Below are 20,739 nucleotides of genomic sequence, written 5' to 3'. Positions count from 1 at the left end.
GGGGCGGACAGGCCTGAGTGCGGCGACCGGCAGGCTCAAACTGAAGGGTAAGACGGCGTTTTAGCCCTAGAGTTCGTAGTGCGAAAGTGCCACTGGGGCATACCGGACGCTGCGCCCGGCATGCCTGAGCGTAGTCAGTGGCTGCCGGAATGCCCGAAACCGCCTGCGCCGCGCTGGGTTTCGTCGAACTCGGTCACCAGCTCGAAATGCGCCTGCACCACCGGTACCAGCACCAGTTGGGCGATACGCTCGCCGACGGCGATGTTGAAGGCGGTCTGGCCACGGTTCCAGCACGAGACCATCAGTTCACCTTGGTAGTCGGAGTCGATCAGGCCCACCAGGTTACCCAGCACGATCCCGTGTTTGTGGCCAAGGCCCGAGCGCGGCAGGATCAACGCAGCCAGGCCAGGGTCGCCGACGTAGATCGACAGGCCGGTAGGGATCAGCAGGGTCTGGCCCGGCTCAAGGACGGTGTCTTGCTTGAGCATGGCGCGCAGGTCCAGGCCGGCGGAGCCGGGTGTGGCGTAGGCCGGCAGTGGGAAGTCGGTGCTGATGCGGGGGTCGAGGATCTTGGCTTGCAAAGCGTGCATGGAAATTAAACCTGGTTCAGCCGTTGGGCGATAAAAGAGATCAGTTGGCGGGCAATCTTGCCCTTGCTGGTCTGGGCGAAAAGGGTGGCGTGCAGCTCGCGGTCAATCACGCTGCAGGCGTTTTCCTCGCTGTTGAAGCCGATGCTGGGGTTGGCAACATCATTGGCAACGATCAGGTCGAGGTTTTTGTCTTTCAGTTTGCGTGCGGCGTAGTCCAGCAGGTTTTCGGTCTCGGCGGCGAAACCGACGCTGAACGGACGATCGGCGCGGGTGGCAATGGTGGCCAGAATGTCCGGGTTGCGGACCATTTGCAGGAGCAGGCCATCGCCGCTTGTAGGGTCTTTCTTGAGTTTTTGCGGCGCAACCACTTCCGGGCGGTAGTCTGCGACCGCTGCCGAAGCGATAAACACATCACAGGGAATCGCCGCCTCACAGGCCGCGAGCATGTCGCGGGCGCTGACGACGTCGATGCGGGTGACCCGGTCCGGGGTTGGCAGATGCACCGGGCCGGTGATCAGGGTCACGCGCGCGCCTGCCTCAACCGCCGCCTCAGCCAGGGCAAAGCCCATTTTCCCTGAGCTATGGTTGGTGATGTAGCGCACCGGGTCGATGTTTTCCTGGGTCGGGCCGGCGGTAATCAGCACGTGCTTGCCGGTCAGGGCCAGGTGCTGGAAACACTCGGCGGCGCACAGCGCCAGGTCCGTGGCTTCGAGCATGCGGCCCAGGCCGACGTCACCACAGGCCTGGCTGCCGGAGGCCGGGCCAAAAACCTTGAGGCCACGGCTTTGCAGCAATTGGGTGTTGGCCTGGGTGGCCGGGTCGCGCCACATGGCCTGGTTCATCGCCGGGGCGATGGCGACGGTGGCGTCGGTGGCCAGTACCAGCGTGGTCAGCAGGTCGTCGGCAATACCTTGGGCGAGGCGCGCGATGAGGTCGGCGGTGGCGGGTGCGATCAGCACCAGGTCGGCCCATTTGGCCAGTTCGATATGGCCCATGGCGGCTTCGGCAGCCGGGTCCAGCAGGTCCAGGTGTACCGGGTGGCCGGACAGTGCCTGCATGGTCAGTGGGGTAATGAACTCACTGCCGCCACGGGTCATGACCACGCGCACTTCGGCGCCCTGGTCCAGGAGCCTGCGAACCAACTCTGCGCTCTTGTAGGCGGCAATGCCGCCGCCGACGCCGAGAACGATGCGTTTCCGATACAGACGCTGCATTGGTTTGCCTTTCCAGTTCAGTGATGGCGTTGCGATCCCCCCTCCCCAGGGTGAAATCGCGCGCAAAAAAGAGCGGCTAAGATAACACAGCGTCCGCCATGCAACAGCGGCGCACATGCACACGGAGGTGCCATGAGTATTCGCAATTGGCCTGCGGCGGAGCGTCCGCGGGAGAAGCTTTTGGAGTTGGGTGCGCAGAGCCTCTCGGATGCCGAGTTGCTGGCGATTTTCCTGCGTACCGGTGTCTCGGGTAAAAGCGCGGTGGACCTGGCGCGCCACCTGTTGGGGCAGTTTGGCAGCCTGCGTACGCTGCTGGAGGCGCGCCAGGCCGTATTCATCCAGCACCTGGGCCTGGGGCCGGCCAAGTTCGCCCAGTTGCAGGCGGTACTGGAAATGGGTCGGCGCCATCTGGCCGAGCATGTGCGTAATGAGTCAGTACTGGAAAGCCCGGTCGCCGTGCGTGATTACCTCAAGGCCCTGCTGCGCCACCAGCCCCACGAGATATTTGGCTGCCTGTTTCTCGACTCCCGGCATCGGGTGCTGGGTTTCGAGGCGCTGTTCCAGGGCACCATCGACAACGCCACGGTCTACCCGCGACAAGTGGTCAAGCGCGCCCTGGACTACAACGCGGCGGCCTTGATCCTGTGCCACAACCATCCCTCCGGGAATGCCGAGCCGAGCGTTGCTGATCGAAAATTGACCAAAGTGCTGCAAAAGGCCCTGGATCTGGTGGACGTGCGGGTACTGGACCACATCATTGTCGGCGACGGTGACCCGCTGTCGATGGCTGAATATGGCTGGCTGTAACGCAACCTCTTGTAGGAGCCGGCTTGCCGGCTCCTACAAAGGCCGGGTCAGGGTTTTACGCTGACCTTGGAGAAGTCCTGGCGCCCAAACGGGCTGACCTGATACCCCTCGATACTCTTGCGTGTCAGGGCAAAGGCCGTCGGGTGGGCCAGTGGCAACCACAGTGCCTGCTGCTGGATCTGCGCCTGCGCCTGTTGGTACAGCTTGCTGCGCACGCCTTGCTCGTTGGTGGTCTTGCCGGCACTGATCAGCTTGTCTAGCGCGGGGTCGCAGTAGCGAGCGAAGTTGGTGCCGGATTTGACCGCTGCGCAGGAAAACTGCGGGGTCAGGAAGTTATCCGGGTCGCCGTTGTCGCCGGCCCAGCCCATAAACAGCAGGTCGTGCTCGCCCGCCTTGGCGCGGCGGATCAGTTCGCCCCATTCGATCACGCGGATCTCGGCCTGGATGCCGACCTTGGCCAGGTCCGCCTGCAACAACTGGGCGCCCAGGCTTGGGTTGGGGTTGAGCAGGCTGCCCGAGGGCCGGGTCCAGATGGTGGTCTTGAAGCCGTCACTCAAGCCGGCACGGGCCAGCAGGGCCTTGGCCTTGGCGATGTCCTGTGGATAACCCGGCAATTCCTTGGCAAAACCCCAGGTGTTGGGCGGGTAGGGGCCGGTGGCGGCTTCGGCGGTGCCTTCAAACACGGCCTTGAGGTAGCTGGCCTTGTCGAAGGCCAGGTTGATCGCCTGGCGCACTTCTGGCTTGTCCAGCGGAGGGTGCTGGCTGTTGATGGCCACAAAGGCGGTCATGAAGGCTGCGGTCTTTTCCACCTTGAGCGCCGCATCCTTTTGCGCCTCGCCGATATCCAGGGGCTTGGGTGACAAGGCGATCTGGCACTCATCCCGGCGCAGTTTCTGCAGGCGCACGTTGGCGTCCGGGGTGATCGCAAAGATCAAGTTATCCACAGCCGGTTTGCCGGCAAAGTAATCCGGGTTGGCCTTGTAGCGAATGGCCGCATCTTTCTGGAAACGCCCGAAAACGAAGGGCCCGGTGCCGATGGGTTGGCTATTGAGCTTCTCCGGGGTGCCGGCCTTGAGCAGCTTGTCGGCGTATTCGGCCGGGTAGATCGAGGCAAAGCCCATGCTCAGCGCGGCGAGGAACGTGGAGTCGGCGTGATTCAGGGTAAAACGCACGGTCAGCGGGTCGAGGGCGTCGATCTTCTTGATCAGCGCCGGCAGTTGTAGCGACTGGGCGTGAGGGAAGCCGCTCTGGGCAATCTGGTGCCAGGGGTTGGCCGGGTCGAGCATGCGCTCGAAGCTGAAGCGTACGTCTTCGGCGGTGAGGCTGCGGCTTGGGCTGAAATACGCGGTACGGTGAAATTTCACGTCCGGGTGCAATTTAAAGGTGTAGGTCAGGCCGTCTGGCGAGACTTCCCAGCTGTCGGCCAGGCTCGGCACCAGCTTGCCGCTTGCGGCGTCGAAGTCCACCAGGCGGTTCATCAACACATCCGCCGAGGCGTTGGTGGTGGTCAGGGAGTTGTACTGCACCACATCGAACCCTTCGGGGCTGGCCTCGGTGCAGACGCTCAACGTGGAGGCCGCCTGGGCCAGCGGGGCGAGAAAGAGCGGGGCGAGCAGGAGTGGCAGGGCAGCGAGGCGCATGGTCGGTTTCCTTTGCAGATCGGAGGCCCATCTGCGAGTGCAGTCTGGAAAAGGCCTACCGTAGTGGCCTGATTCACAAATGACTAGCCCATTTTTGCCTGTGCATTTGCAGCAAATACTGTTTTGATGGCGCCTCAGGTCATTTTGCCCGGGGCCTTGGCCTACAAGCAGCGGCGATAAATCATTTGGTGCGACGAGCGGTTCGCCAGCACGGCGGCCCACCCTGGCAGCGCTTGAGAGCTGTTCGGGCGAGATTTACAGCGGGAAAAACACACCGGCTGTTGTTGCACTGGGGTCTTTCTGGTATAAAGCAGCGCTCTTTTCTAGGGGCCCGGTTCCTTCACTGTAGGTGTAGCCGGTAAGACCCTTAAAGAAACGCGGCGCCTGGCGCCAAATGACTGAGAGATTAAGCGGCCAACCCATGCCGGGTTGGGCATGTGGTTTTAGAGGGCTGAGGCATGTCGAGAGTCTGTCAAGTTACCGGTAAGGGTCCGGTGACTGGGAATAACATTTCCCACGCAAACAACAAAACCCGTCGTCGTTTCCTGCCAAACCTGCAGCATCACCGCTTCTGGGTTGAAGAAGAGAAACGTTTTGTCCGTCTGCGCGTATCTGCCAAAGGCATGCGTATCATCGACAAGCGTGGCATCACTGTCGTGCTCGCTGAACTGCGCCGCGACGGCAAAATCTAAGGAGCTAAATCATGCGTGAATTGATTCGAATGATCTCTAGCGCCGGTACTGGTCACTTCTACACTACCGACAAGAACAAGCGTACTACCCCGGACAAGCTCGAAAAGAAAATGTTCGACCCGCGCGTTCGCAAGCACGTGATCTACAAAGAAGGCAAAATCAAGTAATTGGTTTTCTTTCTTGTGAAAAAAACCCGTATCTCACGATGCGGGTTTTTTTTGCCTTTTGAAAAGTCGCGCTCGACCGATCAGGCCTTTTCTTCGAACACCACGTAGATCTTGCGGCACGGCTCCAGCACTTCCCACGTGCCACTGAACCCGGCCGGGATCACGAAGCGGTCACCGGCGCGCAAGGTCTTGGCGTTGCCCTCGGCATCGCGCAGCACCGAAACCCCCTGCACGATCTCGCAGTACTCGTGTTCGGTGTAGTTCACCTTCCATTGCCCGACTTCACCTTCCCAGACCCCGGCGTTCATCTGGCCGCACGGGCTGTTGTAGTGGTTGTAGAGCGTCTGCTCGGGGTCGCCCTTGAGGATTTTTTCTGTGGCGGGGCGGTAGCGTTCGGCGGCGGTGTTCGCCTGGCTGAAATCGACGACATCCTGAATGTTCATGCACGTATCCCGTCTAGGCCTGGGGTTGGAGAGCCAAAGTCTATGTTTATTAAAATGAACATCGCAAGGGCGTTTGCCGCGGTTATGTCAAATATATTGAAACATCCCTTGCGGCTGGTTTAGGGTGGCGGGTGCCTCGGACCGAATAGCTGGCTGGCCGGGCAAGCATTTGGAAGGGAGCGGTTATAACGCCGGGCCCTTATATTTAATAAGAGGAGGACACTCGCATGACCACCCTGACCCGTGCCGACTGGGAACAACGCGCCAAGGACCTGAAGATCGAAGGCCGCGCCTACATCAATGGCGAATACACCGCCGCGGTTTCCGGCGACACGTTCGAATGCCTCAGCCCGGTCGATGGCCGCCTGCTGACCACGGTTGCCAGCTGTGACGTCGCCGACGCCCAGCGCGCCGTGGAAAACGCCCGCGCCACTTTCAACTCCGGTGCCTGGTCACGCCTGGCCCCGGCCAAGCGTAAAGCCACCATGATCCGTTTCGCCGCGCTGCTCAAGGCCAATGCCGAAGAGCTGGCCCTGCTCGAAACCCTGGACATGGGCAAGCCCATCGGCGACTCCCTGGGCATCGACATCCCTGGCGCGGCGCAAGCCCTGAGCTGGAGCGGCGAGGCCATCGACAAGATTTACGATGAAGTGGCCGCCACCCCCCATGACCAACTGGGCCTGGTGACCCGCGAGCCCGTCGGCGTAGTGGCGGCCATCGTGCCGTGGAACTTCCCGCTGATGATGGCCTGCTGGAAGCTGGGGCCGGCTCTGTCCACCGGTAACTCGGTCGTGCTCAAGCCCTCGGAAAAATCCCCGCTGACTGCCATCCGCATCGCCGCCCTGGCCGTTGAAGCCGGTATCCCCAAAGGCGTGCTCAACGTGCTGCCGGGTTATGGCCACACTGTCGGCAAGGCCCTGGCGCTGCATATGGACGTCGACACTTTGGTGTTCACCGGTTCGACCAAGATCGCCAAGCAACTGATGATCTACTCCGGCGAATCGAACATGAAACGCGTCTGGCTGGAAGCCGGCGGCAAGAGCCCGAACATCGTGTTTGCCGATGCCCCGGACCTGCAAGCCGCCGCCGAATCCGCTGCGGGCGCCATCGCCTTCAACCAGGGCGAAGTCTGCACGGCCGGCTCGCGCCTGCTGGTGGAGCGTTCGATCAAGGACAAATTCCTGCCAATGGTGATCGAGGCCCTCAAGGGCTGGAAGCCGGGCAACCCGCTGGACCCGGCGACTAATGTCGGTGCGCTGGTGGATACCCAACAGATGAACACCGTGCTGTCGTACATCGAGGCCGGGCACGCCGATGGCGCCAAGCTGGTGGCCGGTGGCAAGCGCACCCTGCAGGAGACCGGTGGTACTTATGTCGAGCCGACGATTTTCGACGGCGTGACCAACGCCATGAAAATTGCCCAGGAAGAGATCTTTGGCCCGGTGCTGTCGGTGCTGACTTTCGACAGTGCTGAAGAAGCGGTGGCGATTGCCAACGACACGCCGTATGGCCTGGCCGCTGCAGTCTGGACTTCGGATATCTCCAAGGCTCACCTGACCGCCAAGGCCCTGCGCGCCGGTAGCGTGTGGGTCAACCAGTACGATGGCGGCGACATGACTGCGCCGTTTGGTGGGTTCAAGCAGTCGGGCAACGGTCGCGACAAGTCGCTGCACGCGTTCGACAAGTACACCGAGCTGAAGGCGACCTGGATCAAGCTGTAAGTCCGGACTCCGGGCCCAAGCTGCAGTAGACCCAAATGTGGGAGCGGGCTTGCCCGCGATAGCGGTATATCAGTCACTCATGAGTTGGCTGGTACTCCCTCATCGCGGGCCAGCCCGCTCCCACAGTATTTTGCGTGATCTGGAAATAACCCACAGGAGCGTGGCAATGCGTTGGGCGACTTACTTCGCCGTCCTGGCGTCGGTACTCAGCGTCGGCCTCGCCCTGGGCGTGAGCATGCCGTTGGTGTCCCTGCGCCTGGAAAGCTGGGGCTATGGCAACTTTGCCATCGGCATCATGGCGGCCATGCCGGCATTCGGTGTGTTGTTGGGCGCCAAGGTGTCCAGTCGCCTGGCCTCCTGGTTGGGCACGGCGAACCTGATGCGCCTGTGCCTGTGGGCCGGGGCGATTTCCATCGGTTTACTGGCGGTACTGCCCAGCTATCCGGTGTGGCTGGTGCTGCGGTTGATGATCGGGGTGATCCTGACCATCGTGTTTATCCTCGGCGAGAGCTGGATCAACCAGTTGGTGGTGGAGCAGTGGCGTGGCCGGCTGGTGGCGCTGTATGGCTGTACCTACGCCTTGAGCCAGCTGTCGGGGCCGTTGTTGCTCGGTGTGCTGGGCACCGAGCATGACTATGGTTTCTGGGTTGGTGTCGGCCTGTTGATCGTTGCGCCGGTCCTGCTCCTGGGGCGCAGCGGGGCGCCGACGGCAGAAGCCTTCAGCGTGACCTTTGGCGACTTGTGGGGTTTTTGCCGTGGCTTGCCGGCGATTGCCTGGGCGGTGGCGCTGTTTGCCGCGTTCGAAGCGATGATTCTGACGCTATTACCGGTGTATTGCCTGCAACAGGGCTTTACCGCCGAGGTGGCGCTGGCGATGGTCAGCACCGTGGTCGTCGGCGATGCCCTGCTGCAATTGCCGATTGGCGCCCTGGCCGATTACCTGCCAAGGCGCACCCTGTTTCTGGGCTGCGCGGTGCTGTTGCTGCTGTCGAGCCTGGCGATTGCGCCGTTGCTCGATACCTGGCTGATCTGGCCGATCTGGGTGCTGTTCGGTGCCAGCGCCGGGGGCTTGTTTACCTTGTCGTTAATCCTGATCGGCGAACGCTACCGTGATGATGCGCTGGTGCGGGCCAATGCCCATATCGCGCAGTTGTGGGGCATTGGTTGCCTGATCGGCCCACTGGTAGCGGGGGCTGGCAGCCAGTGGATCAGCGGGCATGCGTTGCCGTTGTTGATGGCGGCGGGGGCCTTGGGGCTGGTGATTCTGTTGTTGCGCCAAGGAGCGTTTGGCGTTGAGCAGCCAGCCTAGGTAAACCTGTAGGAGCCGGCTTGCCGGCGATAGCAACTTACCTGACCCGCCGCTATCGCCGGCAAGTCGGCTCTTACAGGGGTTAGAGCATGCGCTCCAGGCCCACGGTGGTAGCGAACCAGGCATTGAACCGGCGCCACCAGCTACCCGGCTCACGGGTCAGGGTGTGCAACTGGCCGTTATCTTCCGTCACCCAGACCACCTGGCCCTGCTGCAGTTTCGCCTCATAGCTCAAGGCGGGCGCCATCCCTTGCAGGGCCAGGTTGCGCACGTGTTCGGCCAGCTCAGGACTGTCCACCAGCACCCCGACCTCGGTGTTCCACAGCACCGAGCGCGGATCGAAATTGAATGAGCCGATAAACGACTTCTGCCGATCAAAGATCATCGCCTTGCTGTGCAAGCTGGAGTCCGAGCCATGCAGCGCGCGGCTACCCAGCAAGTGCGGGCCACTGCCGCCGCCGTCGCCCGGTTGGCGGCGCAGTTCGTACAACTTCACCCCGTGTTCCAGCAGCGCCTTGCGATAGGGCGCATAGCCGCCATGCACCGCCGGCACGTCGGTGGCTTCCAGGGCGTTGGTCAGCAGGCGTACGTCCACACCCGCGTCTGCGCGCCCGGTGAGGTACACCAGGCCCGGCTGACCGGGGACGAAGTAGGCCGAAATCATCATCAGTTCACTGTGCACGCCTTCCAGTTCTGGCCCCAGTTGAGTGGTGAGCAGCAGTTGCGGGTCGGGATCGGCCTTGGCCAGGACCTTGCTCGGTGCATCCCACAGTGCCTGGTTCCAGGCCCAGATCAGCTCTCGGCGCCAGATGTCCATGCGAGGCTGGGTCTGGTAGGTGCGCAGACGGTTGTACAGGGCATGGTTTTGCTGGCGCGACTCGGCCAGGGACTTCTCCAGGAGCCCGCGCGCGGTGGCCAGGTCGCGGGAGGAGGGGGCGCTGGAGATGAAGTCGGCGATGGGTTTGCTCAGTGCACTGTTCCAGTACTGGTCAAAGCTGTGGCCCAGTTGCTCGGCCACAGGCCCCACGCTGAGCATGTCGATATCGGTGAAGTTCAGGTTGGGCTCGGCATCGAAATACTCATCCCCCAGGTTGCGCCCGCCGACTATCGCCACGCTGTTGTCCGCCAGCCACAGCTTGTTGTGCATGCGCCGGTGTTGCAGCGACAGGTTGAACAGCCGGCCCATGGCCCGTGTCACGCCGGTGCTGCGCCCCAGGTGCAAGGGGTTGAACAGGCGAATCTGGATCTGCGGGTGCGCGGCCAGGGTGGCGATGATCTGGTCCAGGCCGTCGCTGGTGGTGTCGTCCAGGAGGATGCGCACCCGCACGCCCCGGTCGGCCGCGGTGAGCAACTCGTCCACCAGCATGCGCGTGCTGATGCCGTCATGGACGATGTAGTACTGCAGGTCGAGGCTGGTCTGGGCATTGCGGATCAGTTCGGCGCGGGCCATGAACGCTTCACTGCTGTTGGGCAGCAGGCGGAACCCGGAGCGGCCCTGATAGGGCGCGGCCTGCGCCTGGATCGAGCGGCCGAAGGCGGACTGCGTGGCCGGCAGCGCTTCGCTGGGTACGCGGGGTACGTTGAGGGTGGCGCAACCGCCCAGGCCCAGGAACCCCAGCAAAAGAAGCGCTAACAGCCGTTGGCTCATCAAGGAGGCAGGTTCCGAATCAGGGCGGTGGTGGGCATATGACGGTGATTGCTGGCAAAAGGTCAGTCCACCCGCTGTTCGGCTTCGGCGAGCATCTTGATCGCCGTGGCCCCGACCTTGCGCACCGCCTCTTCAATCTGGGGTGTTGGCTTGGCAGCGTAGTTCATCCGCAGGCAGTTCCGGTATTTGCCCGAGGCAGAAAAGATGCTGCCCACGGCAATCTGTACGCCTTGCTCGACCAGGGCGCGGTTGAGCCTGAGGGTGTCGAAGCCCTCGGGCAGTTCCACCCACAGCATAAAGCTGCCCTGGGGCCGGCTGGCGCGGGTGCCGGCGGGGAAATAGCGGCTGACCCAATCGAGCATCAGGTCGCGATTGCGCTGGTATTGGCTGCGCATCCGCCGTAAATGCGGCTCGAAGTGCCCGTTCTTGAGGAACTCGGCAATGGCGATCTGCGGTTGGGTGGCGGTGGAGCCGGTGCTGATGTACTTCATGTGCAGCACCCGCTCCAGATAGCGGCCAGGGGCTACCCAGCCGATCCGCAGGCCGGGGGCCAGGGTTTTGGAGAAGGAACTGCAGAGTAGGACGCGGCCATCTTCGTCGAAGGATTTGATGGTGCGTGGTCGCGGGTAGCTGTAGGCCAGTTCGCCATACACATCGTCTTCGATGATTGCCACGTCAAAGCGCTGGGCCAGGGTCAGCAGCGCCCGTTTGCGGGCCTCGGGCATGATGTAGCCCAGGGGGTTGTTGCAGTTGGGGGTCAACTGGATGACTTTGATCGGCCATTGTTCCAGGGCCAGTTCCAGGGCTTCGAGGCTGATGCCGGTGAGCGGGTCGGTGGGGATTTCCAGGGCTTTCATGCCCAGGCCCTTGAGGGTCTGCATGGCGCCATGAAAGCTTGGCGAGTCGACGGCGACGATATCGCCAGGCTCGCAAATCGCACGGATGCTGGAGGACAGCGCCTCATGGCAGCCGGTGGTGATCACGATGTCCTGGGCGTCGAGCTGGCAGCCGGAATCCAATGACAGACGGGCGATTTGCTCGCGCAGCTCCATACAGCCGTAGATGTTGTCGTAGTACAGGCCTGGCAGGTCCTGGCGCCGGCTGACCCGGGCCAGGCTGCGCAGCAGCGGCTTGATGGTCGGCGACAGTACATCCGGCATGCCTCGGCCCATCTGTATGACATCTTTGCGCGGCACCGCGCGGACCAGTTCCAGCACCTGGTCCCACTGGGAAATCTCCACCGGGCGCTGGGCCGGCCGACCTACGGCGGGCAACGCCGGCAGCTCGCGCCCGACAGGCACGAAGTAGCCGGATTTTGGCTTGGGTGTCGCCAGGCCGTTGTCTTCCAGCAGCCGGTAAGCCTGTTGGACGGTGCTCAGGCTGACGCCATGTTCTACGCTCAGGGCGCGCACCGAGGGCAGGCGGTCGCCGGGGCGATAGAAGCCCTGTTCGATGCGCGTGCCCAGCAGTTCGGCGAGGTTGACGTAAAGTGTCATGGCGGTTGCTCCCGAGGACCAGTACAGATGCCTGGAAAATACAGGATTCAGCGTGTGCTGTGGAGTATCTGTATGGATTTAATATAAGTTGGTTGAATCTGTAATGGTTTTGCTGCGGCGCTCATTCTAGTCACTCATGGCAACAGGCAAATGAGGGGCAAGACAATGAGTGGCTTGAGCGACGTGCGGCTGGCATTACACAGTCAGGAACTGGAAGCAGGGCAGGAACGTGCGCTGGCCGGGCTGGCGCCTGGCAATCCGAGCCGCTGGGAACTGTTCTGGCGCCGGCGCCACACGCGCAAGGCCTTGCTGGAGTTGAGCCGGGAGCAACTGCGCGACATCGGCCTGAGTGCCGAGCAGGCGCGCCGGGAAGGCTTGAAACCGTTCTGGCGCGGCTGAGTCAGAGCAGTTCTTTCAAGCGGTGCCAGAGCATGCCCAGGGCCAGCAGCGGTGAGCGCAAGTGCTTGCCGCCAGGGAAGGTGATGTGTGGCACCTGGGCAAACAGATCGAAGCGCCCACTGTGCTGGCCGCTGATGGCTTCGGCCAACAGTTTGCCGGCCAGGTGGGTGGCGTTCAGGCCATGGCCGGCGTAGGCCTGGGCAAAGTACACATTGGGCTGGTCGGCCAGCCGGCCAATCTGCGGCAGGCGGTTGGCGCCGATGCCGATCATGCCGCCCCATTGATAGTCGATCTTCGCCTCGGCCAATTGCGGGAAGACCTTGAGCATCTTCGGCCGCATATAGGCGCCGATGTCCTGGGGATCGCGTCCGGAGTAGTGGCAAGCACCGCCGAACAGCAGGCGCCGGTCGGCCGACAAGCGGAAGTAGTCCACCGTGACCCGCTGATCACACACCGCCATATTTTGCGGCAGTAACTCGGCGGCCTGGGTTGGGCTCAAGGGTTGGGTGGCAATGATGTAGCTGCCAGCGGGCAGCACCTTGCCGCTCAGGTGCGGGTTGAGGCCATTGAGATAGGCATTGCAGCCCAGCACCAGGGTCTTGGCGCGCACGCTGCCCTGGGCGGTGTGGACTTTGACTTCAGGGCCGTAGTCGATGCGCAGGGCTTCGGACTGCTCGAACAGCCTGACCCCCAGTTGCTGCGCGGCGGCGGCTTCGCCGAGGGCCAGGTTCAGCGGGTGCAGGTGGCCGGAGCCCATGTCGATCATGCCGCCCACGTAACGGTCGGAGCCGATCACGCTGCGCATCTCCCCGGCTTGCAGCAGGCGCAGTTCATGGCGATAACCAAGCCCGTGCAGTTCTTCGGCGTCGGCGGCCAGGCCTTGCAGGTCGCGGGGCTTGTTGGCCAGGTCGCAGTAGCCCCAGGCCAGGTCGCAATCGATCTGAAAGCGCTCGACCCGCTGGCGCACGATTTCCACGGCTTCCAGGCCCATCAGCTTCATCTGCCGCACACCTTCGGTGCCGACTACATTGGCAAACTGATCCAGGCCATGACCGACGCCACGAATCAACTGCCCGCCGTTGCGCCCGCTGGCGCCCCAGGCGATCTTGCGCGCCTCCAGCAGCACCACGCTAAAGCCGCGCTCGGCCAGCTCCAGCGCGGTGTTCAGCCCGGAAAACCCGCCGCCCACCACGCACACATCGGCGACGACTTCGCCTGCCAGCACCGGATAATCGGGCTGCGGCAGGCTGCTGGCGGCGTAGTAGGAAGCGGTGTGCCGGGCGCTGGCGGTCATGGGGAGCATCCGTGTTTGGAAAATTTGACGCAGGATACAGCGGTCGGGTGAAGCTGTCTCACTCGGGGCTTTTAGGGCAAAATCCACGCCTATTCGCCGTTCGGTATGGGTTTCGATGAGTTGCAACAGCCAGAAAGTCAACGCGCTGCGCCGGCAGATTCCCTCGTTCGAGTGTGTGCCGGGTTGCCATGATTGCTGTGGGCCGGTGACTACATCCACCGAGGAAATGTCGCGCCTGCCGCGCAAGACGGCGGCCGAGCAGGAAGCGGCCATGGATGAGCTCAATTGCGTACACCTGGGCCCCGACGGCTGCACGGTGTACGACGAACGCCCGCTGATCTGCCGGCTGTTTGGCACTACCCCCAGCCTGCCATGCCCCAACAACCGTGGCCCGGTGGAGTTGATTCACCCGCGGGTGGAGAAGCAGATCCACGAGTATATGGCGACCACCCGGCAGGTCCTGGTCTGACTGCTCCCCTTGTAGGAGCCGGCTTGCCGGCGATGGCGTCATTCAATTGAATGCATGACTCCAGGGCCTCATCGCCGGCAAGCCGGCTCCTACACGGTAGGGGCGTCAATCCGGGATCGGCAGGTTCAGGCTCTCCTTCACCTCTTCCATCACGATATAGCTCTTGGATTCGCGCACATGGGGCAGCTTGAGCAGGATGTCGCCCAGCAGTTTGCGGTACGAAGCCATCTCGGAGATCCGCGCCTTCACCAGATAGTCGAAATCCCCTGAGACCAGGTGACACTCCAGCACATGGGGCAGTTTCAGCACGGCACGTCGGAATTCTTCGAAGGTATCGCCGGATTTGTAGTCGAGGCTGATCTCGACAAACACCAGCAGGCTACCCTTCAAGTGCTGCGGATTGAGGCGGGCGTTGTAGCCCATGATGATCCCCTCGCGCTCCAGGCGCCGGACCCGTTCGGTGCAAGGCGTGGTCGACAGCCCGACCTTCTCCCCCAGCTCGGTAAACGAAATCCGCCCGTCGGCCTGCAGGATGCGCAGGATGTTGCGGTCGATCTTGTCCAGCTCCCGCTTGGTCTGGGTATTGGTCCGCATAGGGGATGCTCCTCCGTGAAAAGGGTTTTTGCCGAGAATTGTCGCCAAATATAGGCACTTATATAGTGAAATGCACTGGCCATTGCTTTTTATACTGCCCACATCTTTGTGCTGAACAACAAACGTCAGCGGTCAAGCCGTGATGAGGATATAAAAATGCGCGTTTTGGTCTTGGGTAGCGGTGTCATTGGTGTGGCCAGTGCCTACTATTTGGCGCGTGCCGGTTTTGAGGTGGTCGTGGTCGACCGTCAGCCGGCCGTTGCAATGGAGACCAGCTTCGCCAACGCCGGCCAGGTCTCGCCCGGTTATGCGTCGCCATGGGCCGCGCCGGGCGTGCCGCTCAAGGCCATCAAGTGGTTGCTGCAGCGCCATGCGCCGCTGGCGATCAAGGCCACCGCCGATATCGACCAATACCTGTGGATGGCGCAGATGCTGCGCAACTGCACGGCCAACCGTTATGCGGTGAACAAAGAGCGCATGGTGCGCCTGTCCGAGTACAGCCGCGACTGCCTCGACGAACTGCGCGCCGAAACCGGCATTGCCTACGAAGGCCGTAGCCTGGGGACTACGCAATTGTTCCGCACCCAGGCGCAACTCGATGGCGCAGCCAAGGATATCGCCGTGCTGAAAGAGTCCGGGGTTCCGTTCGAGCTGCTTGACCGCGCCGGCATTGCCCGCGTCGAGCCGGCCCTGGCCAGTGTCACGGATATCCTGGCCGGTGCCCTGCGCCTGCCCAATGACCAGACCGGCGACTGCCAGATGTTCACCACCCGCCTGGCCGATATGTGCAAGCAGTTGGGTGTGGAGTTCCGCTTTGAACAGGACATTCAGCGCCTGGACCACGCCGGCGACCGCATCAACGGTGTGTGGATCGACGGCAAGCTGGAAACCGCCGACCGCTACGTGCTGGCCCTGGGCAGTTACTCGCCGCAGTTGCTCAAGCCGCTGGGGATCAAGGCGCCGGTGTATCCGCTCAAGGGTTACTCCCTGACCGTGCCGATCACCAACCCGGCGATGGCCCCGACCTCGACCATTCTCGACGAGACCTACAAGGTCGCGATCACCCGTTTCGACAACCGCATCCGGGTCGGTGGCATGGCTGAAATAGCCGGTTTTGACCTGTCGCTGAACCCGCGCCGGCGCGAAACCCTGGAGATGATCGTCAACGACCTTTATCCTCAGGGCGGTGATTTGAGCGAAGCCACCTTCTGGACCGGCCTGCGTCCGACTACCCCGGACGGTACGCCGATCGTCGGCGCCACGCCCTTCAAGAACCTGTTCTTGAATACCGGCCACGGCACCCTCGGCTGGACCATGGCCTGTGGCTCTGGTCGCCTGCTGGCGGACCTGATGGCCAAGAAAACCCCGCAGATCAGTGCCGCAGGCCTTGATATTTCCCGTTACGGCAACCCTCAGGAGTCCACAAAACATGTCAATCCAGCGCCAGCTCACCAATGAGCGCATGAGCCAGATCGTTGTCCACAGCGGTACCGTGTATCTGGCAGGACAAGTCGGCGACGACATGAGTGCCGGGATTGAACAGCAGACCCGAGAAACCCTGGCCAATATCGAGCGATTGCTGGATCTGGCCGGTACCGACAAAACCAAGTTGCTGTCGGTGACGATCTATCTCAAAGACATCGACGCCGACTTTGCCGGCATGAACGCGGTATGGGACAAGTGGCTGCCAAAAGGCGTGGCCCCGGCCCGTGCCACGGTCGAGTCGAAGCTGTGTGAGCCAGAAATCCTGGTGGAGCTGTCTGTCGTGGCTGCTCTGCCATAAACGATCCCTCTTCCGGTGCCGGCGCTATTGGCCGGTACCGGTTTTTTCTTCCCACCGCCGCCTAGAAGCCTGCCGCCATGCGTCCTGCCCGTGCCCTGATCGACCTACAAGCCCTGCGCCATAACTACCAATTGGCCCGCGAACTGACCGGGGCCAAGGCCCTCGCCGTGATCAAGGCCGATGCCTATGGCCATGGTGCCGTGCGTGTGGCCCAGGCCCTGGAAGACCAGGCCGACGGTTTTGCCGTGGCCTGCATCGAGGAAGCGCTGGAGCTGCGCGCCGCTGCAATTGGTGGGCCGGTGTTGTTGCTCGAAGGATTCTTCGAGGCCGACGAGCTGCCGCTGATCATCGAGCATGACTTGTGGTGCGTGGTGCATTCGCTGTGGCAACTGGAGGCGATTGAACAGGCGCGCCTGAGCAAGCCGCTGACGGTGTGGTTGAAGCTGGATTCGGGCATGCACCGGGTTGGGCTGCATCCCAAGGACTATCACGATGCGTACCAGCGCCTGCTGGCCAGCGGCAAAGTCGCAAAGATTGTGCTGATGAGCCACTTCGCCCGTGCCGATGAGCTGGACTGCGCCAGCAGCGATGAGCAGGTCGCGGTATTCGAGGCGGCGCGCCAGGGCCTGGCGGCCCAGGTCAGCCTGCGCAATTCGCCGTCGGTGATGGGCTGGCCGAGCGTTTCCAGTGATTGGGTACGACCGGGCATCATGCTTTACGGTGCGACGCCCTTTGGCGAAGACCAGGCAGTTGCCGCGCGTTTGCAGCCGGTGATGACCCTGGAGTCGAAAGTCATCTGCGTGCGCGAGCTGCCAGCGGGTGAGCCTGTGGGTTATGGCGCGCGGTTCGTGACGCCTAAGCCGATGCGTATCGGCGTGGTTGCCATGGGCTATGCCGACGGTTATCCACGGCACGCGCCGACCGGCACGCCGGTGCTGGTCGCCGGCCAGCGCAGCCAGTTGCTGGGGCGGGTATCGATGGACATGCTGTGCATCGACCTGACCGACGTGCCCCAGGCCGGCCTGGGCTCGACCGTGGAGTTGTGGGGCAAAAACATCCTCGCCAGCGATGTGGCGAGCGCCGCCGATACCATTCCCTACCAGATTTTTTGCAACCTGCGCCGCGTGCCACGGCTCTATTCCGGCACATAGCCGCAGGCCGCCGATCACGTCCACCAGGATTCAGACCAAAGTGTTGTAAATACTGAACGCTGTCGCCATGATAACGCTCAATTACAACAAAGCCTGAATCCTAGGAGGCTCCTGCATTGGACGTCGGCGAACGACTGCAATCCATCCGTAAACTGAAAGGTCTTTCCCAGCGTGAACTCGCCAAGCGTGCGGGCGTCACCAACAGCACCATTTCGATGATCGAGAAAAACAGTGTCAGCCCCTCCATCAGCTCCTTGCGCAAGGTGCTGGGCGGCATTCCCATGTCCATGGTCGAGTTCTTTTCCGAGGAGATCCTCCAGGAAAAACCGACGCAGATCGTCTATAAAGCCAATGAGCTGATCGACATCTCCGATGGCGCGGTCACGATGAAACTGGTGGGCCGGGCGCATCCCAGCCGGGCGATTGCGTTTCTCAACGAAATCTACCCGCCAGGCGCCGATACCGGCGAGGAAATGCTGACCCATGACGGTGAGGAAACCGGGATCTTGTTGGAAGGTCGTCTGGAGTTGGTCGTGGGCGTCGAAACTTTTGTGCTCGAAGCCGGCGATAGCTACTACTTTGAAAGCACCAAGCCGCACCGTTTTCGCAATCCGTTCGATGTGCCGGCGCGACTAATCAGCGCAGCCACGCCCGCGAACTTTTAACAGAAGAGGCGCCCTGCCTACCTTGCAGAGGTGCCCATCGTTGTATTTCGCCCTACTGAATCTCCCCTTGGATAATAGGGTTGTTTCAGTGAGGCGGCCTAACCGTTATACTTTCGCCGCCTGCGAAACCGTGGCCGCAGGCGTGAATAGCCACCATGAGGGTGAACGCGTGAACCTAATTATGAAAATGCTGGCCGTACCAGCAACCGTACTGGCCCTTTGGGCTGCCAGCGCTCAAGCTGCGACCAATGATGATATTGCCAAGCGCCTGGCGCCTGTCGGACAGGTGTGTGTCCAGGGGCAAGAGTGCAAGGGGATGGAAGTCGCTGTGACAGCAGGCGGCGGCGGTGCGAAAACGCCGGACGAAGTCATTGCCAAACACTGTAATGCTTGCCACGGCACGGGCCTGTTGGGTGCACCGAAAATCGGTGACACCGCAGCCTGGAAAGAACGCGCCGACCACCAGGGCGGCCTCGACGGCATCCTGGCCAAAGCCATCACCGGGATCAACGCCATGCCGCCTAAAGGCACCTGCTCCGATTGCTCGGATGACGACCTCAAGGCTGCGATCGAGAAGATGTCTGGTTTGAAATAAACCGATCTTCGCCAAAAAGCCGCTGACCAGCGGCTTTTTTGTGGGCGCAATTTGGCGGCCAAGGCTGTTCATTGCAGCAAAGACCCGGCAAGCTCGGTCCAACCCCTAATCACGGAATGTTCAGGAGGGTCGGATGGTGCAGTTGTGTTCAATCGAACAAGCGGTCGATGACGTACTGGAGCGCTTGCCTGCGCATATCCACATGGGGATGCCGCTGGGCCTGGGCAAGCCGAATCTGTTTGCCAACGCCTTGTACCGGCGCATTGCCAAGCTGCCCGAGCGGGCGCTGACCATCTACACGGCCCTCAGCCTGGGCCGCCCACCGTTGGGCGATGGCTTGCAGAAGCGTTTCCTGGAGCCGTTTATCGAGCGGGTGTTTGGCGATTATCCCGAGCTGGACTTCCTCGCCGCCCTGCGCAAGGACAGCCTGCCGGCCAATATCCACGTGCAGCAGTTCTTTATGCAGCCCGGCAGCCTGCTGCATAGCGCCTCGGCCCAACAGGACTATGTCAGCAGCAACTACAGCCATGCCGCCCGCGATATCAACGCCGCCGGCCTGAACCTGGTCGCGCAGTTGGTGGCCAGCAGCAGCGAACACCCGGATCGCCTGAGCCTGAGCTGCAACCCCGATATCACCCTCGACCTGTTGCCGATGATCGCCAAGCGCCGTGCGGCCGGGGAGACCATCCTGGTGGTCGGCCAGGTGCATGAAGATTTGCCCTACATGCCCGGTGATGCCGAGCTGGGCATGGATCAGTTCGACTTCCTGATCGACGAAAAAGACCGCACCACGCTGTTCTCCACGCCGAACATGCCCGTGGGTTTGCAGGACCACTTCATCGGTTTGCACGCCAGCACCCTGGTGCGCGACGGCGGTACGTTGCAGATCGGCATCGGTTCGATGGGCGACGCCCTGACCGCTGCGCTGCTGGCGCGCCAGGCCGATAACGAAGGCTACCGGCAGTTGCTCACAGACCTTGATGTGTACCAGTGGGCACCGCTGATCAGCCGTGAGGGCGGGGTCGAGCCGTTTGCCCGGGGCCTTTACGGCTGCAGCGAAATGTTCGTCAACGGCCTGCTGGTGCTGGCCGACGCCGGGATTGTGCGGCGCAGGGTGTACCCGGATGTGGCGACTCAGCAGCAGGCTAACGCTGGCCTGCTGGACGATGCGGCGCAGCCGGATGGCGTTTCGATCCACGGTGGTTTCTTCCTCGGGCCACGCAGTTTTTACCAGCGCTTGCAGGAAATGACTCACGCCAAGCGCCTTGAATTCAACATGACCCGCATCAGCTACATCAACGAGCTGTACGGGCAGGAAGAGCTCAAGCGCTTGCAGCGCCTGGATGCGCGGTTTATCAACAGCGCGATCATGGTCACGTTGCTGGGCGCCGGTGTTGCCGACCAACTGGAAGACGGCCGCGTGCTCAGCGGGGTGGGCGGGCAATACAACTTTGTCGCCCAGGGCCATGCGCTGGAGGGCGCGCGCTCGATCCTGATCCTGCGCAGCTGGCGCGAGTCGGGTGGCGATGTCAGCTCCAATATTGTCTGGGAGTACGGCCACTGCACGATTCCCCGGCACCTGCGCGACATTGTGATCACCGAATACGGCATCGCCGACCTGCGCGGCCAGACGGACGCCAAGGTGATCGAGGCGCTGCTCAATATCACCGACTCGCGATTCCAGGCCGACCTGATCGAGCAGGCGCAAAAAGCCGGCAAGTTGCCCAAGGACTTCCAGCTCGACCCGCGCTTTGCCGACAACACGCCCGAGCGCTTGGAGGCCGTGCAGGCGCGGCATCCAAGGCTGTTCCCGGAGTACCCGCTGGGCAGTGACTTCACTGACGAAGAGCGCGATTTGTTGCGCGCGTTGAACTGGCTCAAGAGCAAATTCAAGCTGACGGAGATTCTGGAACTGGGCAAGGCGGCGCTGGATGCACCGGAGCCTGAGGCGTTTGCCGAGCACCTGCTGCGCATGCGCCTGGAAAAGCCGGAGGGGTTTAAAGAGGATTTGTATCAGCGTCTATTGCTTGCTGGCCTACAGGCCACCGCACGCTGACAGGTA

General features: G+C 62.2%; 21 protein-coding genes. 13 read left to right on the top strand and 8 right to left on the bottom strand.

The features are described from left to right. Positions 1-134 precede the first annotated feature (134 nt). A complete protein-coding gene (gene dut, locus ACO77H_RS27190; protein WP_432754785.1) occupies positions 135-590 on the bottom strand; it encodes a dUTP diphosphatase in 456 nt (151 codons plus the stop codon). A gap of 5 nt (positions 591-595) precedes the next feature. Further along, positions 596-1,804 (bottom strand): bifunctional phosphopantothenoylcysteine decarboxylase/phosphopantothenate--cysteine ligase CoaBC, encoded by a 1,209-nt coding sequence (gene coaBC / locus ACO77H_RS27185; RefSeq protein WP_029289805.1) that lies wholly within the window; start codon positions 1,802-1,804, stop codon positions 596-598. A 132-nt stretch (positions 1,805-1,936) separates the two neighbouring features. Between coaBC and radC the strand changes: the two genes are divergently transcribed. Continuing rightward, positions 1,937-2,611 carry a RadC family protein gene (gene radC / locus ACO77H_RS27180; protein ID WP_169955409.1) on the top strand — a complete coding sequence of 225 codons (675 nt, stop codon included), beginning with the start codon at positions 1,937-1,939 and terminating at the stop codon, positions 2,609-2,611. Between the two features lie 47 nt (positions 2,612-2,658). On the opposite strand, the gene ACO77H_RS27175 is transcribed toward radC, so the two are convergent. Next, positions 2,659-4,251: an ABC transporter substrate-binding protein gene (locus ACO77H_RS27175; protein ID WP_432754784.1), complete on the bottom strand. Its 1,593-nt coding sequence runs from the start codon at positions 4,249-4,251 to the stop codon at positions 2,659-2,661. Positions 4,252-4,709: 458 nt separating this feature from the next. Here ACO77H_RS27175 and rpmB point away from each other — a divergent pair, with 458 nt between their 5' ends. Both rpmB and rpmG read left to right on the top strand, forming a co-directional pair. After that, complete coding sequence (rpmB, locus tag ACO77H_RS27170) at positions 4,710-4,943, top strand: 50S ribosomal protein L28 (protein ID WP_007920377.1); 234 nt, start codon at positions 4,710-4,712, stop codon at positions 4,941-4,943. A gap of 11 nt (positions 4,944-4,954) precedes the next feature. Further along, positions 4,955-5,110 (top strand): 50S ribosomal protein L33, encoded by a 156-nt coding sequence (rpmG, locus tag ACO77H_RS27165; protein WP_003176906.1) that lies wholly within the window; start codon positions 4,955-4,957, stop codon positions 5,108-5,110. Between the two features lie 80 nt (positions 5,111-5,190). On the opposite strand, the gene ACO77H_RS27160 is transcribed toward rpmG, so the two are convergent. Continuing rightward, positions 5,191-5,553, bottom strand: a complete 363-nt coding sequence (locus tag ACO77H_RS27160) for a cupin domain-containing protein (protein WP_169955407.1) — start codon at positions 5,551-5,553, stop codon at positions 5,191-5,193. Between the two features lie 227 nt (positions 5,554-5,780). On the opposite strand from ACO77H_RS27160, the gene ACO77H_RS27155 reads away from it, so the two are divergent. Both ACO77H_RS27155 and ACO77H_RS27150 read left to right on the top strand, forming a co-directional pair. Next, positions 5,781-7,274, top strand: coding sequence for an aldehyde dehydrogenase (locus ACO77H_RS27155; protein ID WP_057440504.1), 1,494 nt, complete (start codon positions 5,781-5,783; stop codon positions 7,272-7,274). 166 nt (positions 7,275-7,440) lie between these two features. Continuing rightward, positions 7,441-8,583: an MFS transporter gene (locus ACO77H_RS27150; RefSeq protein WP_169955406.1), complete on the top strand. Its 1,143-nt coding sequence runs from the start codon at positions 7,441-7,443 to the stop codon at positions 8,581-8,583. 82 nt (positions 8,584-8,665) lie between these two features. Here ACO77H_RS27150 and ACO77H_RS27145 read toward each other — a convergent pair whose 3' ends face one another. Together ACO77H_RS27145 and ACO77H_RS27140 are read right to left on the bottom strand one after the other, a co-directional pair. Then, a complete protein-coding gene (locus ACO77H_RS27145; protein WP_432754783.1) occupies positions 8,666-10,231 on the bottom strand; it encodes a phospholipase D family protein in 1,566 nt (521 codons plus the stop codon). Positions 10,232-10,293: 62 nt separating this feature from the next. Further along, positions 10,294-11,727 (bottom strand): PLP-dependent aminotransferase family protein, encoded by a 1,434-nt coding sequence (locus ACO77H_RS27140; RefSeq protein WP_169955404.1) that lies wholly within the window; start codon positions 11,725-11,727, stop codon positions 10,294-10,296. A gap of 165 nt (positions 11,728-11,892) precedes the next feature. Between ACO77H_RS27140 and ACO77H_RS27135 the strand changes: the two genes are divergently transcribed. Further along, the gene (locus ACO77H_RS27135; RefSeq protein ID WP_432754782.1) at positions 11,893-12,126 is read left to right on the top strand and encodes a DUF1127 domain-containing protein; all 234 of its coding nucleotides are present in this window, start codon (positions 11,893-11,895) and stop codon (positions 12,124-12,126) included. Position 12,127: 1 nt separating this feature from the next. Here the strand turns inward: ACO77H_RS27135 and ACO77H_RS27130 are convergent, their stop codons facing one another. After that, positions 12,128-13,420: an NAD(P)/FAD-dependent oxidoreductase gene (locus tag ACO77H_RS27130; protein ID WP_170057535.1), complete on the bottom strand. Its 1,293-nt coding sequence runs from the start codon at positions 13,418-13,420 to the stop codon at positions 12,128-12,130. Positions 13,421-13,535: 115 nt separating this feature from the next. On the opposite strand from ACO77H_RS27130, the gene ACO77H_RS27125 reads away from it, so the two are divergent. After that, complete coding sequence (locus tag ACO77H_RS27125) at positions 13,536-13,889, top strand: YkgJ family cysteine cluster protein (RefSeq protein WP_169955401.1); 354 nt, start codon at positions 13,536-13,538, stop codon at positions 13,887-13,889. Between the two features lie 105 nt (positions 13,890-13,994). Here ACO77H_RS27125 and ACO77H_RS27120 read toward each other — a convergent pair whose 3' ends face one another. Continuing rightward, entirely contained in the window at positions 13,995-14,483 is a 489-nt protein-coding gene (locus ACO77H_RS27120; RefSeq protein ID WP_003206849.1) for an Lrp/AsnC ligand binding domain-containing protein, read from the bottom strand. 156 nt (positions 14,484-14,639) lie between these two features. On the opposite strand from ACO77H_RS27120, the gene dadA reads away from it, so the two are divergent. The 6 genes from dadA to ACO77H_RS27090 all read left to right on the top strand — a co-directional run bounded on the left by dadA (position 14,640) and on the right by ACO77H_RS27090 (position 20,733). Next, the gene (dadA, locus tag ACO77H_RS27115; RefSeq protein WP_029289774.1) at positions 14,640-15,941 is read left to right on the top strand and encodes a D-amino acid dehydrogenase; all 1,302 of its coding nucleotides are present in this window, start codon (positions 14,640-14,642) and stop codon (positions 15,939-15,941) included. Continuing rightward, positions 15,913-16,266 (top strand): RidA family protein, encoded by a 354-nt coding sequence (locus tag ACO77H_RS27110; RefSeq protein ID WP_032856829.1) that lies wholly within the window; start codon positions 15,913-15,915, stop codon positions 16,264-16,266. Before dadA ends, ACO77H_RS27110 begins: the two co-directional genes overlap by 29 nt. 77 nt (positions 16,267-16,343) lie before the next feature. Beyond that, positions 16,344-17,417, top strand: a complete 1,074-nt coding sequence (gene alr, locus ACO77H_RS27105; RefSeq protein WP_169955400.1) for an alanine racemase — start codon at positions 16,344-16,346, stop codon at positions 17,415-17,417. Positions 17,418-17,533: 116 nt separating this feature from the next. After that, positions 17,534-18,082 (top strand): cupin domain-containing protein, encoded by a 549-nt coding sequence (locus tag ACO77H_RS27100; protein WP_029289768.1) that lies wholly within the window; start codon positions 17,534-17,536, stop codon positions 18,080-18,082. Positions 18,083-18,263: 181 nt separating this feature from the next. Beyond that, positions 18,264-18,677: a c-type cytochrome gene (locus ACO77H_RS27095; protein WP_169955452.1), complete on the top strand. Its 414-nt coding sequence runs from the start codon at positions 18,264-18,266 to the stop codon at positions 18,675-18,677. A gap of 133 nt (positions 18,678-18,810) precedes the next feature. Beyond that, the gene (locus ACO77H_RS27090) at positions 18,811-20,733 is read left to right on the top strand and encodes an acetyl-CoA hydrolase/transferase family protein (RefSeq protein WP_169955399.1); all 1,923 of its coding nucleotides are present in this window, start codon (positions 18,811-18,813) and stop codon (positions 20,731-20,733) included. The last annotated feature ends 6 nt before the right edge of the window (positions 20,734-20,739 follow it).

Origin of the sequence: Pseudomonas sp. WMBT8 (assembly GCF_050916005.1) — a bacterium.
Classification (GTDB): domain Bacteria; phylum Pseudomonadota; class Gammaproteobacteria; order Pseudomonadales; family Pseudomonadaceae; genus Aquipseudomonas.
Note: the sequence above shows the minus strand (reverse complement) of the source record. Positions and strands in the feature narration are given on the sequence as shown.